This is a genomic window from Macrococcoides bohemicum, from assembly GCF_016865215.1.
GTDB lineage: Bacteria > Bacillota > Bacilli > Staphylococcales > Staphylococcaceae > Macrococcoides > Macrococcoides bohemicum.
The window spans coordinates 656,274-672,307 of the sequence record NZ_CP054482.1 but is presented as its reverse complement, the minus strand read 5'-3'; the positions used below and the strand labels follow the sequence as shown (position 1 = coordinate 672,307).

At 33.7% G+C, this 16,034-nt stretch carries 15 protein-coding genes; 2 read left to right on the top strand and 13 right to left on the bottom strand.

What is annotated here, in order from left to right; translation table 11 throughout:
* Positions 1–65: 65 nt before the first annotated feature.
* Positions 66–902 carry an aldo/keto reductase gene (locus HT586_RS03525; RefSeq protein ID WP_203546326.1) on the bottom strand — a complete coding sequence of 279 codons (837 nt, stop codon included), beginning with the start codon at positions 900–902 and terminating at the stop codon, positions 66–68.
* A gap of 128 nt (positions 903–1,030) precedes the next feature.
* On the opposite strand from HT586_RS03525, the gene HT586_RS03520 reads away from it, so the two are divergent.
* Complete coding sequence (locus HT586_RS03520) at positions 1,031–1,816, top strand: TIGR00266 family protein (RefSeq protein WP_096077148.1); 786 nt, start codon at positions 1,031–1,033, stop codon at positions 1,814–1,816.
* Positions 1,817–1,946: 130 nt separating this feature from the next.
* Here the strand turns inward: HT586_RS03520 and HT586_RS03515 are convergent, their stop codons facing one another.
* From HT586_RS03515 to HT586_RS03475, 9 genes are all read right to left on the bottom strand, one after another.
* Positions 1,947–2,657, bottom strand: coding sequence for a pseudouridine synthase (locus HT586_RS03515; protein ID WP_133353987.1), 711 nt, complete (start codon positions 2,655–2,657; stop codon positions 1,947–1,949).
* Positions 2,658–2,701: 44 nt separating this feature from the next.
* On the bottom strand, positions 2,702–3,001 hold the full coding sequence (locus HT586_RS03510; RefSeq protein WP_203546325.1) for a DUF3817 domain-containing protein: 300 nt from the start codon (positions 2,999–3,001) through the stop codon (positions 2,702–2,704).
* On the bottom strand, positions 2,994–4,340 hold the full coding sequence (locus tag HT586_RS03505; RefSeq protein ID WP_203546324.1) for a hemolysin family protein: 1,347 nt from the start codon (positions 4,338–4,340) through the stop codon (positions 2,994–2,996). The genes HT586_RS03510 and HT586_RS03505 overlap by 8 nt, the downstream gene beginning before the upstream one ends.
* Before the next feature lie 226 nt (positions 4,341–4,566).
* A complete protein-coding gene (locus tag HT586_RS03500) occupies positions 4,567–5,340 on the bottom strand; it encodes an alpha/beta fold hydrolase (protein WP_096078111.1) in 774 nt (257 codons plus the stop codon).
* A 204-nt stretch (positions 5,341–5,544) separates the two neighbouring features.
* Positions 5,545–7,452: a PTS fructose transporter subunit IIABC gene (locus tag HT586_RS03495; protein WP_188018222.1), complete on the bottom strand. Its 1,908-nt coding sequence runs from the start codon at positions 7,450–7,452 to the stop codon at positions 5,545–5,547.
* Between the two features lie 10 nt (positions 7,453–7,462).
* Positions 7,463–8,383, bottom strand: coding sequence for a 1-phosphofructokinase (gene pfkB, locus HT586_RS03490; RefSeq protein WP_203546323.1), 921 nt, complete (start codon positions 8,381–8,383; stop codon positions 7,463–7,465).
* A 10-nt stretch (positions 8,384–8,393) separates the two neighbouring features.
* The gene (locus tag HT586_RS03485; protein WP_407943978.1) at positions 8,394–9,137 is read right to left on the bottom strand and encodes a DeoR/GlpR family DNA-binding transcription regulator; all 744 of its coding nucleotides are present in this window, start codon (positions 9,135–9,137) and stop codon (positions 8,394–8,396) included.
* Between the two features lie 188 nt (positions 9,138–9,325).
* Positions 9,326–10,192: an aldo/keto reductase gene (locus HT586_RS03480; protein WP_133353919.1), complete on the bottom strand. Its 867-nt coding sequence runs from the start codon at positions 10,190–10,192 to the stop codon at positions 9,326–9,328.
* An 18-nt stretch (positions 10,193–10,210) separates the two neighbouring features.
* On the bottom strand, positions 10,211–11,119 hold the full coding sequence (locus HT586_RS03475; RefSeq protein WP_203546322.1) for a CobW family GTP-binding protein: 909 nt from the start codon (positions 11,117–11,119) through the stop codon (positions 10,211–10,213).
* 251 nt (positions 11,120–11,370) lie between these two features.
* Between HT586_RS03475 and HT586_RS03470 the strand changes: the two genes are divergently transcribed.
* Positions 11,371–11,808 carry a MarR family winged helix-turn-helix transcriptional regulator gene (locus HT586_RS03470; RefSeq protein ID WP_203546321.1) on the top strand — a complete coding sequence of 146 codons (438 nt, stop codon included), beginning with the start codon at positions 11,371–11,373 and terminating at the stop codon, positions 11,806–11,808.
* 45 nt (positions 11,809–11,853) lie between these two features.
* Here HT586_RS03470 and HT586_RS03465 read toward each other — a convergent pair whose 3' ends face one another.
* The 3 genes from HT586_RS03465 to HT586_RS03455 all read right to left on the bottom strand — a co-directional run bounded on the left by HT586_RS03465 (position 11,854) and on the right by HT586_RS03455 (position 16,024).
* Positions 11,854–12,690, bottom strand: coding sequence for a DegV family protein (locus tag HT586_RS03465; protein ID WP_203546320.1), 837 nt, complete (start codon positions 12,688–12,690; stop codon positions 11,854–11,856).
* Between the two features lie 125 nt (positions 12,691–12,815).
* A complete protein-coding gene (locus HT586_RS03460; protein ID WP_203546319.1) occupies positions 12,816–14,438 on the bottom strand; it encodes an amino acid ABC transporter ATP-binding/permease protein in 1,623 nt (540 codons plus the stop codon).
* Positions 14,438–16,024, bottom strand: a complete 1,587-nt coding sequence (locus tag HT586_RS03455; protein WP_203546318.1) for an ABC transporter ATP-binding protein/permease — start codon at positions 16,022–16,024, stop codon at positions 14,438–14,440. Before HT586_RS03455 ends, HT586_RS03460 begins: the two co-directional genes overlap by 1 nt.
* Positions 16,025–16,034 lie beyond the last annotated feature (10 nt).

The following is a 16,034-nucleotide window of genomic DNA, read 5'->3' as shown; positions in this document are numbered from 1 at the left end:
AGGTATGAATAATGTTTAAATACAGTTTAAATACAGTTAAAATAAATATATAGTTATATAGTTAATTATTTTAAATCTCCCATATTCACTTCATCAGGGTCTTTAAACTGTCTTTCATTCTTATTTAATGTATCAATTGCTTTAATATCCTTTTCCTTTAATTCAAAATCAAAAATATCATAATTCGATGCTATTCTTTCAGGATTGCTAGATTTTGGAATTACAATACGTCCATTATCAATATGCCAGCGTAATATAATTTGTGGTACAGTTTTGTTATATTCCTTTGCGATACTTTGTAATACTTCGTTATTAAACAAATCGCCACCTCGCATTAATGGACTCCATGCAGTAACTAATATATCCTGTGCCTCACAATAGGTTTGTAAATCTTTCTGATTAAATATCGGATGAAATTCTATTTGATTGACTACAGGTTTAACTTTAGCTACTGCTAGTAATTTTTCCAGATGGTGTTGTTTAAAGTTAGCGACGCCTAAAGCTTTTATCTTACCTTCAGCGTATAACGCTTCCATCGCCTGATAACTTTCGATAAATAGATCATTATCCGGACAAGGCCAATGTATTAAATATAAATCGATATAATCAAGTCCTAACTTCTCTAAAGAATCATTGAACGCTTTCTTTGTATTCTCATACCCTTGATCATCGTTCCAGAGTTTAGTTGTCACAAATAAAGATTCACGAGGTACACCACTATTTTTCAATGCTTTACCAAGAGACGCTTCATTAAAATAAAAATGTGCTGTATCAAATGCTCGGTACCCAGCTTTGATTGCAGCGTCAACTGTATCCTGCATCTCTTCATCCGTTATTTTGTATACACCTAGACCTAACATTGGCATTTCAATACCATTATTTAATGTCACTATTTTTGTCATATGATTCACTCCTTTACCTAATATTACGACTAACACATTATTTATTCAAAAGTTATGGGTTTATATAAGCGAAGAACTCAATTGTTTTGTATAATTAAAATGAAATAATAATATTGGAGGCGACTATTGTGAATAACCACGAAATTGATTACAAGATTTACGGCGATGATATGCAATATGTAGAAATCGAATTAGATCCGAACGAAACTGTCGTTTCAGAAGCTGGATCAATGATGATGATTAATCCATCGATTGAAATGCAAACTATCTTTGGTGATGGTTCTTCATCAGGTGGCAGTGGATTTATGGATAAATTATTTGCAGCAGGTAAACGAACGTTAACTGGTGAAAGTTTGTTTATGACAACATTTACGAACCGTGGACACGGCAAAGAACATGTATATTTTGCAGCGCCATATCCAGGTAAAATCATACCTATAGATTTATCTGAAGTAGATGGGGAATTTATTTGTCAAAAAGATGCGTTCTTAGCAGCAGCTCAAGGTGTAAGCGTTGGTATTGCGTTCCAAAAACGATTAGGTGCAGGTTTCTTCGGTGGTGAAGGTTTTATTATGCAACGTTTGCAAGGTGACGGTATGGCATTCATTCATGCAGGTGGCGCAATCATGCGTAAGCATTTACAACCTGGTGAAGTATTACTTGTCGATACAGGATGTCTTGTAGGTATGTCTAAAGATGTTGATTATGACATTCAAACCGTTCCAGGACTTAAAACAAAATTATTTGGTGGCGAAGGTATCTTCTTAGCAAGGCTTCAAGGCCCAGGTACTGTATACATTCAATCTCTGCCATTCTCTAGATTTGCATCAAGAATCTTTGCTGCAGCACCAGTGACAGGTAAACAAACAGGCGAAAGCGGTATCGGTGGATTATTCGATATGTTTAGTGATTAATTGATTAATTATAATATTTGAAAAAGCATCCCTTGGTTGAGGGATGCTTTTTTAGGTGATGAAACTCATGTTATTCATTATTTGATTGAATGAGATGGTATTAAACTGCCTTCTTCTACAACACTCTTACCTATCGCTTCGGTGTATATCCTAACATATCAAACAGTTCATTTTTCTCACTATCCGTTAAATCTTTCCACTGTCCTAACTTCAAGTCATCAACTAGTATATTCATCACACGTAGTCGACGTAACTGCTTTACTTCATATCCTAGCGCTTCACACATACGTCGAATTTGTCTGTTAAGTCCTTGCGTGAGTATAATTTTAAAGGTCTTAGCATTCACTTTTGTAACGACAGCAGGTAAAGTTACTGTGTCTAAAATTTCAACACCTTCAGACATTTGCTTAATAAAGTCCGCTGTTATCGGCTTATCTACTGTCACTATATATTCTTTCTCATGTTTGCCTTCTTTACGCAGAATTTCATTAACAATATCTCCGTCATTCGTCAGTAATATTAAACCTTCACTATCTTTATCCAAACGTCCGATATGAAATATACGTTCCGAGTGTCCAACAAAATCAACGATATTGCCTTTTATATGACGTTCTGTTGTAGATGTAATACCACGTGGTTTATTGAGTTTAATATAGACATAGCCTTTATCAACGTTTAAAGTCACTTCTTTATTATCAACTTCAACGACATCACTTTCTGAAACTTTGCTGCCAAGTTCAGCTTTCACACCGTTTATCTTAATGCGTCCTGCTTCAATCCATTTATCCGCACCACGTCTCGAACAAATGCCTGCTTCAGATAAAAATTTATTGATTCTCATCATAAATGCCTCCAAAAAAAGAAAGAGCATCTCAGCTCTTATCTTTAATAATATTTAGAACGTACAAAATAGTGATCATATATAAATGTTCCAAAAGGTATAAATGCAACAATAAAACCTGCAAGTGGCCATTTCCAGGTCCACTTTACCTGAATCGTCATCAACATTAAAGTAACAAGATATATCGTAAATAAAAATCCGTGAATAGATCCAACTACTGTAACAACTTCAGGTTTACCAGCCATATATTTTAATGGCATTGCAATACCTATTAGCAAGAGTAGTGATCCACCTTCTAAAAATCCAAAAAATCGAAATACACTTTCTAATGTCTGATTATTCATCTATAACATCCCCAACTTCTTCTGTTTCTGAACGAGATGCATTAAATTCTTTATGCAATGCAACAGATTTAATCTGATGGTTTTCAGCATCCAATACAACCCATTTATCATATTTTGTATCGACATAATCATCTTTTTCGATATCTGGATTTTGTGCCTGCATCCATCCACCAATGGTATCTATATCTTCCGAATCTTCAAAAACGATGCCAAATTTCTCTTCGATATCATCCAATAATACACGACCATTTATCTGGTAAATGTTATCACCTGTTTTGATAATATCATTAACTTCATCTTCATCGAATTCATCTCGAATTTCACCAACGATTTCTTCTAAAATATCTTCCATCGTTAAAATACCAGCTGTCCCACCATATTCATCAATAACTAAAGCAATATGTACACGTTCGCGTTGCATCTTAATCAGTGCATCACTAATACGTGTTACTTCATGAATCAATGGTAAGTCATGAATATGGTCTTTAATGCGAACAGGATTACCTGAAGCATACTTCGTTAAAAATTCTTTCACGTTAATAAACCCGATAATATGGTCTTTATCACCATCTTCTGAAATCGGATAACGTGTAAATTGATGTTCATTAATAACTTCTAATAATTCATCAATATTAAATGGTTGTGTTAACGTAATCATTTGTGTACGTGGTACCATAATATCTTTAGCTAAACGTTCATCAAAGCTGAAGATATTTTGCATATATGCAAGTTCAGTATGATTAATTTCACCACTTTGATAACTTTGCGTCATAATAATTTTAAGTTCTTCTTCACTCATCGCCTGTTCATGATCAGCAGGTTGCACACCAAATATTCTTAAGATTAAACGGGCCGTACCATTCATTGTATAAATTAATGGTTTCATAATAATTCCAAAGAAATATAATGATCTGGCAAATGCTAATGTCATCTTTTCTGCGTACTGAATCGCTAATGATTTTGGAGCAAGTTCACCAATAACCACATGAATAAAAGTCACGATACAGAAACTTAAAAATACAGTTATCGGCTTACTCATATCTGTTGGAATATGTAACAAATGAAGCACTGGGTGAATTAAAGATTCGAAGGTAGATTCTCCAATCCAACCTAAACCTAACGCTGTTACTGTAATACCCAATTGACATGCAGATAAATAGTAATCTAAATGATGGACCATATGCTGTACAATTTTGGCAGCACTATTCCCCTCACTAACAAGTTGATCTATACGTGACGTTCGAACCTTTACTAAACTAAATTCTGATCCAACGAATAAAGCAGTAAGCAATATTAATAAAGCAAATAATAATAAATTTGATATGGTATGTATGTCCAATTAATTCCCTATGACTAGGGATTCACCTCCGGTTTTTGTTTAGTGACTACTGAAGTCACAAATGTTTGTTTGATAATTTTTAAAAGATTAAATGGAATTGCGTAAGTATCAAGCTGTAAATTTATGGCCTTCCCAATGGTAGTCACCTCCTGAGATAAAAATTGAAAGACTAGAGTTATTTTACCACAAAAATACTCCTTTGTGTAAGAAAGGAGTATTACAATCCTTACGAATATGTTGCGATAAATTTTTGACTTAAGCTATTAAAAACATCTGGCTGGTCAATATTACAAACATGCCCAGAATGCTTTATTATTTCTAAATCGAAGTTAGAATAGTTATCAACTACCTTCTGCACAGGTGGAATAAATAAATAGTCTTCATCACCCATTAAAAAAAGTGTCGGAATCTTTTTCGTCGAAACTTGTAAATGACTTAAATACGGATTGATAAGTCGCGTTAAACTGAACCATTTCACAAATTGTTTCTGACTCATTTTCTTTGCTTCATTGATGAATGCAAGACGAGACTCCTCATGCTCTTTTCGTGGCATAATAATATAAGCGAAAAGTTTATATAAAAGCATGTATGGAATAAAATTCTTTGAAATACGACCAATCATCAACAAAAACTTTGTACGCACATCCAGGCTGATAATCGCTCCGCCTAATACAAGTGAACGAACACGATCTGGATATTTATCAGCAATCGTTTGTGAAACGATAGTCCCAAGACTCATCCCAATGATATGCGTGCTTTCGATATGTAATTCATCCAATACTTCAATAACCTCTGCAGCGAGCGTCTTAAATGAATCAGTTTTCTTCCATACAACTTCCGTAGACTTGCCGTGTCCTCTTAAGTCTACAAGTAATATATTGTATTCTTTGCGAAAGTATCTGATTTGTTTAAACCAGATTGTAGAACTCCCACCAGCCCCGTGAATAAAAGTTATCCAAGGTGCTGATTCATCTTTTATATAAGTTTTATAATACAACATGTTAATCATCCGTTCTCTTAATTATATAGCTCTAATTATTAATATTAAATTATACCCTAATATCATTATATTATACCACGAATTTATATAAAATTTTGTGAACGTTTTCAATATTTCTCAGGAAATATATTAATGATTGGACAAATAAAAGACACCTGAGATTAACTCAAGTGTCCGTCTAACAATAATATTTATTTTGAAGATTTATGCTAATTCTGCTTCTTCTTCTAACTCTGCTTCAGTTGGTTTCTTTTTAAGCATTCCATAAATAACTGCTGAAACTATAACACCAATTACTAATGCTAATAAGAACATTGGCCAATGACCTTTATCTAATCCAACTACGAAGATACCACCATGTGGCGCTGGTACACGACATCCAAATGCCATAGCAAGCGCTCCTGCTGTTGCACTACCAGCAATCATTGATGGAATTACACGCGCAGGGTCTGCTGCTGCGAATGGAATTGCACCTTCGGTAATAAATGATAATCCCATTACAATGTTTGACAATAAAGAACCTTTTTGTGTTTTTGTAAATTTATTTTTGAAGATAATCATTGATAACGCTATTGCTAATGGTGGTACCATACCACCGATCATTGCTGCTGTAATCGGTGCATAGTTACCTGCTTCAATTGCTGCAAATCCGAATGCGTATGATGCTTTATTGAATGGACCACCCATATCGATGGCCATCATACCACCTAATACTAAACCTAGAATTACTATGTTTGTGCCGTTCATACTGTTTAATGTATCCGCCATTAATTTATTTAACCAGCTTGCTGGTGGATTAACAACGTAGTACATTAACAATCCAGTACTTGCTACCCCTAATAATGGGAATAATAGTGTTGGTTTTAAACCATCTAATGATTGAGGCATACCACTTAATAATTTTTTAATACCTTCAACTAAATAACCTGCTAAGAAACCTGCGATTAAACCACCTAAGAAACCTGAACCACCGCTTACTGCTAACATACCACCAATCATACCTGGCGCTAAACCTGGACGATCAGCAATACTCATAGCGATAAAACCAGCTAGAATTGGCACCATTAATGCAAATGCTGATTTATTACCTACTGCCCATAAAGCTTCTGCAAATGGATGATAATCATCTGCTTTTGGATCAAACGAAGTAATACCGAACATAAAAGCAAGTGCCATTAAAATACCACCCGCTACAACAAACGGCAACATATTTGATACACCTGACATTAAGTGTTTATAAAATCCTTTTTTCTCTTTGCTACCTGTTGATTTCGCTTGTCCACCTTTTGCTTCAAATAAAGGACGCGAGTCATCTTGAGCCATATTGATTAACTCTTCCGGTCGTTTAATACCATCAGCTACAGGTACCATTACAACGTTCTTACCATGGAAACGATTTGTTTCAACGTTAACATCTGCTGCTACAATAATCCCTTTAGCACGTGCTATTTCTTCATCAGTCAGACGATTTTTTATCCCACCGGAACCATTGGTCTCAACTTTAATCGGTACACCCATCTTCTTCGCCTGGTTTTTAAGGGCATCTGCTGCCATATACGTATGCGCAATTCCTGTTGGACAAGCTGTAACTGCCAATACTAAATTGTCATTTGTAGCATTGCCCGTTGGTGCTAATACTACTTCTTCTTTTGTTTCTACTTCGTCATTTTGTTCAATAATTTCTAATACTTCTTCAGCTGTCTTTGCATGTAATAACTGAGAACGTACTTCTTCATTCATCAATATACCTGATAACTTAGCTAATGCATCTAAATGTGTTTGTGCTCCACCGGCTGGCGCTGCAATCATAAAGAATAATGTTGCGGGTTGTCCATCAAGTGATTCATAATCAACACCTTCAATTGATTTACCAAAACCAATTGCCGGTTTAGCCACTGCATCCGTCTTAGCATGAGGTATTGCCACACCTTCTCCGACACCTGTTGTACTTTGTGCTTCACGTGCATGTATTGCTTCTTTATATGCTTGTTTATCATTTAACACACCAGCATTATAAAGTGTATCAACCAGTTCATCGATAACACCATCTTTAGTTGTAGCCGATAGATCCATTGCAATCGTAGATTCTTTTAATAAATCTGTTATTCTCATGTTTACACCCCTATTTACCTTCAATTTTTGTAATAATAACTTTATTTATTATTGCAGCGATTTGCTCGCTTGTTGCCAAATCTTCTGTAAATGCAGTTGCTGTGCCACATGATACTGCCTGTCTGAAACTTTCTTCTATTGACTTATTTTGTGCAAGGCCAGCAACCATACCTGCGACTGTTGAGTCCCCTGATCCAACTGTATTGATGACCTTACCGTTAGGTACTGTTGCTTTATAACAAGCATCAGCCGTAACAAGTACGGCACCTTCTCCACCTAAGGATACGAGTACATACTTTGCACCTTGTTCCATCAATAAACGTGCTGCCTGAATCGTATCATTATCATCTTTTATAGTAAGATTAAACATTTCTTCTAACTCTACTTTATTAGGTTTCACGAACTCCGGATGATACATCAATGTTTGGGTAAGTAATGATTTCTCTGCATCAACGACAAATGGAATGTGTTTCTCTGCACAAACTTGAGCAATCGTGGCATAAATATCATCTGGCATCGACTTTGGTACAGATCCTGCAATTATGACGTAATCTTCTGATGAAAGTGCTTTAATCTGATTCAGTAAAGCTTCAAGATTTGTTGCATTGATATCTGGCCCTGCAGCATTAATTTCTGTTTCAGTATCACCTTTTAACTTAACGTTAATACGTGTATCTTCTTCTACATGGATAAAGTCAGTGTGAATGTTTGCAGATTCAAGTTCATTCTTAATAAATTCTCCAGGGAATCCTCCGATATACCCTAGTGCAGTGGATGTTTGATTAAGTGCATTTAATACACGAGAAACATTGATTCCTTTTCCTCCTGCGAACTTATGCGTCGTTGTTGCACGATTTAATCCACCTAAATCAAAATCTTGTGTAAACATGACATAATCAATCGACGGGTTTAACGTTATTGTATAAATCATAAGTGCTCCTTTAAATTAAGTATTTTTCAAATGGCTTTGTCTTACCGTTTTGAGCATTTGTAATAATAATTGTTTTTCCTTTTTCAAGATCGCAAATTTTAGCAAATGTATATTCATCAAATTTTGAGTCATCAATAAGAAAAAAAGATTTCTGTGAAATTTCCACTGCAAATTTTTTTATATAAGCTTCTTCAATATCTGGTGTAGTTAATCCATGTTGAATGTGGATTCCGTTTGCTCCCATAAAAGCTTTATCAAATCTGAATTGCTTTAAATTTTCAATTGCCTGAACACCAATAGATGCATATGTATCTTTTTTAATAAATCCACCGATCATATAAACCTCGATCCCTTTATCAACAAGCTGCGGAACATGTGTTGCACCATTCGTAACAACTGTGATATGTTGCTGCGTTAAATATGGAATCATCGCAAGTGTAGAACTACCAGCATCTAAATAGATACAATCATGATCTTTGATTTGTAATGCAGCAATCTTTGCAATTTCATTTTTCTCTTCTACTTTAGTCGTAGATTTGACTGAAAACGCAATATCCCTATGTTTCTCAGTGAGTTTCTTCGCACCACCATGGACACGAATAAGTTTGCCTTCATCTTCTAATGTAGATAAATCTCTGCGAATCGTTGATTCACTACTTGAAGTAACGTCCATCAGTAACTGTAGTGATATCACATCATGTGCCTCTAATAGATTAAGGATGGTTTCATGTCTTTTAATCGTTAGCACGGTCATCCCTCCTTGAATACACTCATATCTTAATTTATCCAAACATCAAAGTCAATCTTTTTCATCCAAAAACATTCACAGTAATTTAATTTTCTTAAAAAACGTCATAAAACGGTCATTGTTTATTAATAAATATAAAAAAACGTATGTTGTCAGTTAAACAACATACATAATTTACGACTTGTATATTAAATTTACAGAATATCTCTGCCTAGTGCAGCAGTATATATCATAAACCATTCATTATCAGTCAGACTGTGATTTTGCGCATGTAAAGCCACCTTCGTACGTTCTAAACTTTGTGAACCGACAATCGGATGTATATTGTATGGCAAATGATTTATGAAACGATATGCAATATCATCAACTGTTGTGTTGTATTGATTTGCAATACCATTTATTACAGTCTGAACTTTTCCAGTTTCAAATATTTTTCCACCTGCTAGTGGGCTCCAAGCCATAATATCAACTTGCTTTGTCTTCATCGTTTCTAATGTGCCATCTTCAATATTTTCAAGATTCAGCGGTGACAATTCAATCTGATTATAATCAAGCGATAATCCTTCATGCTGCATTGCTTGATTTAAGCGGTCAAACTGATGTGCTTTAAAATTTGAGACACCAAATTGTTTCACATAACCTTTTTGCTGTAACTGCTTTAAAGTTCCAGCCACAACTTCAGCATCAAGTAAAGGAGAAGGGCGATGTAGTAACAATAGATCAATTTCATCCACCTTAAGCTCTTTTAAACTTCTTTCAACAGATGCTTCAATATGTGCTTTACTATAGTCATATTTATGAAAATCAAATTGTGGCATTGTCTTTGAACGTAACACAATCCCGCATTTCGTAACAATCTGCATTTTCTTTCTTAGTTCTGGTGTTAAGCTCAACGCATCTCCAAATATCGTTTCGCAAGTATAGTCACCATAAATGTCAGCGTGATCCATCGTTGTTACGCCTATGTCAATGAGCTCATGTAAATATCTATTTAATGCTTCCTTATTATATTGCCATGTATTCAATCTCCAAAATCCCTGAACTACTTTAGACATTTCCATAACGTACTCCTCCGTCTTTTATCCGAATTGTAGTAAATCTAATTGATTTAATAATTTTTCTTTATTTAATTGTTCACCGATAATGACTAACTTTAATGGAAGATTCATTATTTCTTCTTCATATTGAGGTATACCATATGCATATTGGAATAGCACAACCTGTGTAGGATTTTCTCTAAATTTAATAAATCCTTTAATACGAAGAATTTCATCCGGTAAAGTTCTAAGCCACTCTACGAATTGTCGTGCATCAACTGCTCCACTAAACTCATATACGATTGATTGTATACCATGATGCATATGGTTATGTTCTTCAATATGAGCACCATAATATTCAAGCTGCGCTGTGTCTAACACACAATACGTTGTTTGTATCTGCTTTGCTTTTGGATTTAGGTCTGTTACTTGTTGAACAATTTTTTGCTGCTCAACTTCGTTGACTAAATCCATCTTATTTAATATGACAATATGTGCATATTTCACTTGTTCTTCCATTAAATGTTTCACAGTATAAGAAAATTTATTGCGATTCAAAAATCTTGAGCAATCCAGAATCGTTGTTATATTTAAAACATGTGCAATTTTAATAACTGTTGGTTCGGTACATGCATCATAAATTTCTACAGGATGAGCCACTCCTGTTGCTTCTATAATTATAAGTTCAGGATGATGACGATGATATAGGTCATTAATTTGTACTGCAACATCACTTTTAAGATCACAGCATATGCATCCATTCAATAACTCATTATATGGTGTTTCCTCACCAAGAATTTTAGAATCAATATTAGAACCACCTAATTCATTCATAAGGATAGCGATTTTTTTGTTTTGATTCTTTTTTATGATTTGCGCAAGTAACGTAGTTTTTCCGCTTCCCAAAAATCCACTTACAATTAAAATATTCATTTTTCTTTCATGATTCAAATTATTCATCTCCATTATTTAAATAATATGTATTGTATTTAAAGACCTATTTATGTAATAAGTATAGACCTTTGAACTTATTAACAATTTACATACAAAAAGATTGTAAATTAGCTTGAAAAATATTTGTAAATATAATATGTTAATTAAGAACAAATTAGGTTATTTCGTGTTTATAGAGTATACTGTTATTAAAATGTATACCTTCACATGACATTAATTGTTTAGCATACATATATAGGAGGCACAAAATGACAGAACATTTCAAGCTAGACAATCAGCTTTGTTTTAGCTTATACAACGCGCAAAGACAAGTAAACCGATATTATTCCAACAAGATCTTTAAGCAATATAACCTAACATACCCACAGTATCTTGTTTTACAAATACTCTGGACATCTTCTCCAGTTAACGTTAAAAAATTAGTTACTGAACTTTCTTTAGATACAGGTACAATCTCACCGTTACTAAAACGTATGGAAACGAATGGTTTAATTACGCGTGTACGTTCAGAATTAGATCAACGGGAAGTATTTGTTCATCTAACAGATAAGAGCAAAGAAATTCAATCACACCTTGAAGGTGCTACAGATATATTAAAAGAAGCTTCTCAATTTACTGATGATGAATATAATGAATTCGGTAAGTTGCTAAATGAATTAATCCACAACTTACGAGAACAAGAATAAATGAATATACCGAACACAAACTTATAATTTGTGTTCGGTATTTTATTATCGTTTAATCCATGAGATGCCAATTGTACCATATCCTAGATGTACACCTGCTACAGGTACTAATATTTCACTGACGATATTAATTTCAGGATAGTCTTCTTTTAACCAATCGATATAAATATTTGCTTCTTCTTTGTCGCCGCCATATACAACACAAATTTCTTTCGGTTTAAATTCAGTAAGGTTTTTCTCAACCTGCTTTTTTACTGCATCTACTACTTTTTTCTTTGTTCTTACTTTATCAACTGGATATATACTGCCATCTTCAAATTGTAATACTAAATGAATATTTAATAATCCCGCCATAAAACTTTGTGTTCTTGACACTCGACCACTTTTCTTCATTTGATCTAAATTTTTTGGATTTAATATTAATACTGCATCTTTAGCATAACTTTTTAAAGTTTCTACGATCTCTTCGAACGACTTACCTTCAGCATTCATCTGTTTACCAGATTCAATCATTGCTTTCATCGGATAACTACCAATTTTACTATCAATTACTGCTGATGTAATATTTACTTCCTGGCTTGCTATAACTGAACTTTGAAATGACCCAGTGAGTTTACTAGAAGGATGTACTGCGATGACATGTGTATAACCTAACTTTTCAATTTCTTCATAAACATCGTGAATCGCCTGAAAATTTGGTTGTGTTGTTTTTGCACCATCACCATATTCTTTTAGCAATGTGTAAAATTCTTCTACAGACAATTCTGCCTGATCCTGATAATGTTTTTCGTTTAAAATAACGCCCATCGGCACTACAAATGTATCTTTCTCACCTATTACACAGCCTGATGCCGTATCTGTAACCCATGCAATCTTATTCATCGTGTACCTCCTTTTATTTATTTCATCATATCATAAAATGATTCAAATATTTAATTTATATAACAATAGTTTAATTCAAAAGTTTTAATTGAGGTTATGAATAAGGTTATTATCATTATTTTATTTTATACTAATAATAATTGTTTCTGTAGCAACTGATAAAATCTTGAATTTTGATTGTATAATAAAGACCCCGGACCCTTTTCAATCATTTGACCATCTTCTATAAGATAAAGCTGATTACAATGATTAAATACCGATAAATCATGAGAAACCATTATAATCGTTGTCGACTGTAATTGATTTAAATAATCAAGCATTATCTTCTGATTCGCTTTATCGACACCATTAAATGGTTCGTCCATTATCCATACATCCTTATTGCGTAAAATCATGCGTATAAAATGTAATCGTTTCTTTTCTCCGCCAGATAAATTCTCACCAAATGAATGTATCACTGTTTCACTGTTAAACGGCAACTGAAATTGCTCTAAAAGCTGATTTAACTGATGAGGATTTACATCTACAAACATATTTTCTGCAACAGTTCCATTGATAAAATGGTTATGCTGTTCCATTACATTAAACATCTGTAAAAGATTAGCCGGTGTTATTATCTTCTTGCCATTTAATAAATAGTTACCTTTCAATTGTTCTAATCCAAGAATAGTTTTTAATAAAGTCGATTTACCTGCACCACTTTGCCCAGCTATACCCACAAATTCACCTTGATGAACAGTCATATTAATATTTGAAAGCCGCTGATCGACGGTTACATCTTTCAGCTGAATTGTATGAACCTTTTCTTCTATATCTTGATAGTGGACGCGTTCATTTAATGTATCAAGATGATTAATCGATTGGTCAGTTTCTACTTTATGATATGGATAGTGAATCATAGGTATACTCATTTCAAAAAGTGTTATCGCAACCATTACGATACTTAAATACATCATTGTATCTCGGGTTGGATCAAACATCATTAAATATATTACTAAAAATATTGCAATCATCGCGATGAGGTTTAATAAAAAATCATACAGAATGATGACACTATGTTCTTTCTTAATTGCTTTTTGCATATCGCGTTGTTTTTGCACTAGCTGTTGCTGATAGTTATTTGTTTTATCAAATACTGTAAGTGCTTCCTGTGCTAGATGATAATCTAAAAGGTGATGCTCAAATTGATTTGTCGCTTCTATTTTTTTATTCACTATCTTTTTTAGAAATCGCGTAATCAATGTCGGTAGTAAAACTGTTAATAGCAACATTGCAATAAATAATACGATAACTGCATATATACTATACTGAGCATAAATACAAGTTACAATTACTGTAGTAATCATAGCGATGACAGGCGGATAAATGACTCTGAGTAGAAGATTCTGTAGTTTCTCAACATCATTTACAGTACGATTTAACAGTGTAGATAAATGATACTTTGAGTGAATTGTTATAAAGTTGTCGAGTAGATGACGTACAGTGGTTACACGGACATCTTTTAACATTTCAAATGTAGCATCATGACTTATTAATCGTTCGAAATATTTACAGATCGCACGTACGACACCAAATAATTTAATAGTGGCAACTAACGTGATCAAAGTATAAAGCGGTACTTCATACGCACTTTTAGACAACATCAGTCCACTAAGACTGAACATACCAATTGCAGTGAGGCCACCAATCGTTCCTATGATAATAGCGATAATAAGTGATTTTCTTGTCATTTTTGAAATATAGCGCACTATATCACCTCCGAAACTTTTACTTTATGATGTAGACTTACACGGCCATTTTTTACGAGCACTACATGTGATGCTGATTCTATCGTATGCTTATTATGCGCAATAATGAATACAGTACTTATGTCTTTAAGTTTATTGATTGCTTCATTTATGATGAGTTCACTTTCTATATCTAACATTGCTGTCGGTTCATCAAAGATAACGAGTAATTTAGGTTGAACAAAGACTCTCAGTAACATTAATCGTCTTGCTTCACCACCCGATAATTGTCGCTCACCTTGGCCGATGATCGTCTCGTATCCTTCAGGCATATTCTTAAACAAATCATGTAATTTTAATTGTTCTGCATACTGATAAATAATATTCTCGTCGATGTTCTGAAACATCGTAATGTTATTCATTATCGATGTGTTCAATATAATTGGATCCTGAGATAAATAGACGATATTATCCTTCAAATATTCTGGTAATGTCATTTCACCTGTTGCATACTGCAGCTGAGCAATCACTTTAGCAAGTGTGGATTTACCAGCTCCACTCGGTCCCGCTATTACATAGTGCTGCATCGGTATTTCAGTATCGATGGATAGTTCATAATCACTGTCCGCATATGTCACTTTCATATCGTTAAAAGTGATTGCGTTTTTGGCGTGATATAAAACTTCTGTTGTCTGCTCTTTTTCTTCCAGCGTTGATTCAATTAACTCTCCATAACCACTCGATTGTTTCCCAGTATGAAATGCTAAGCCCAGATCTTTTAATGCATTATAAAATTCAGGTGCTAACATAAGGACGACTACTGCCACATAAAACGACACAGATTTAAATACAATTAATGACAAACCAATTTCCAAAGCAATTATACCGATGGATAACATGGATACAAATTCAAGCATCAGCGTAGACAAAAAAGCTGTCTTCAATATTTTCATCGTATTATTTTTATACTGAATGGAGTATCCTTCAATTTTACCCATCGCTTTATCATCGTATTTAAAAAGTTTAATCGTCATAATTCCTTTCATGACATTTAAAAAATAATTTGAAAAATGATTTAATGAAAGCATCTGATCCGTTGCTTTTTTAGCGGTATTGATACCGATAATAATATAAAAAACTGGTATAAAGGGTGCTGTGATACACATAATCAGTGCTGTTTGATAATGAAATTTAAATAGAAATAAGATGATCATCAATGGAATTAACATCGATTTATAAACTTGCGGTAGATAATCAGCAAAAAATGGATGCACTCCTTCTACTCCTTGCTGACTTAAATTCATCAATTCTCCGGCATCATTATTGTTAAATAAAATCTTACTTCTTATATTATTTTTTATTTTATTACTTAAAAGATGGCCACTGTACTTTAGCAATGACTGGATGATTGCCCTAGAGACTAATATCAATAAAATTACAACTAAAGTCTGAGAGATTTGATATTGGTGTTTTGTTAAAATAAAGTCAACGACTTTACCAATTTCTAAACTCTGCGTAATAATAATAACGCTTAGCATAATACTTAATATAAATAACAGTATATGTATACCGATAAATGGTTTAGTAAGTTGTGTTAAAAATTTCACATAATCCCTC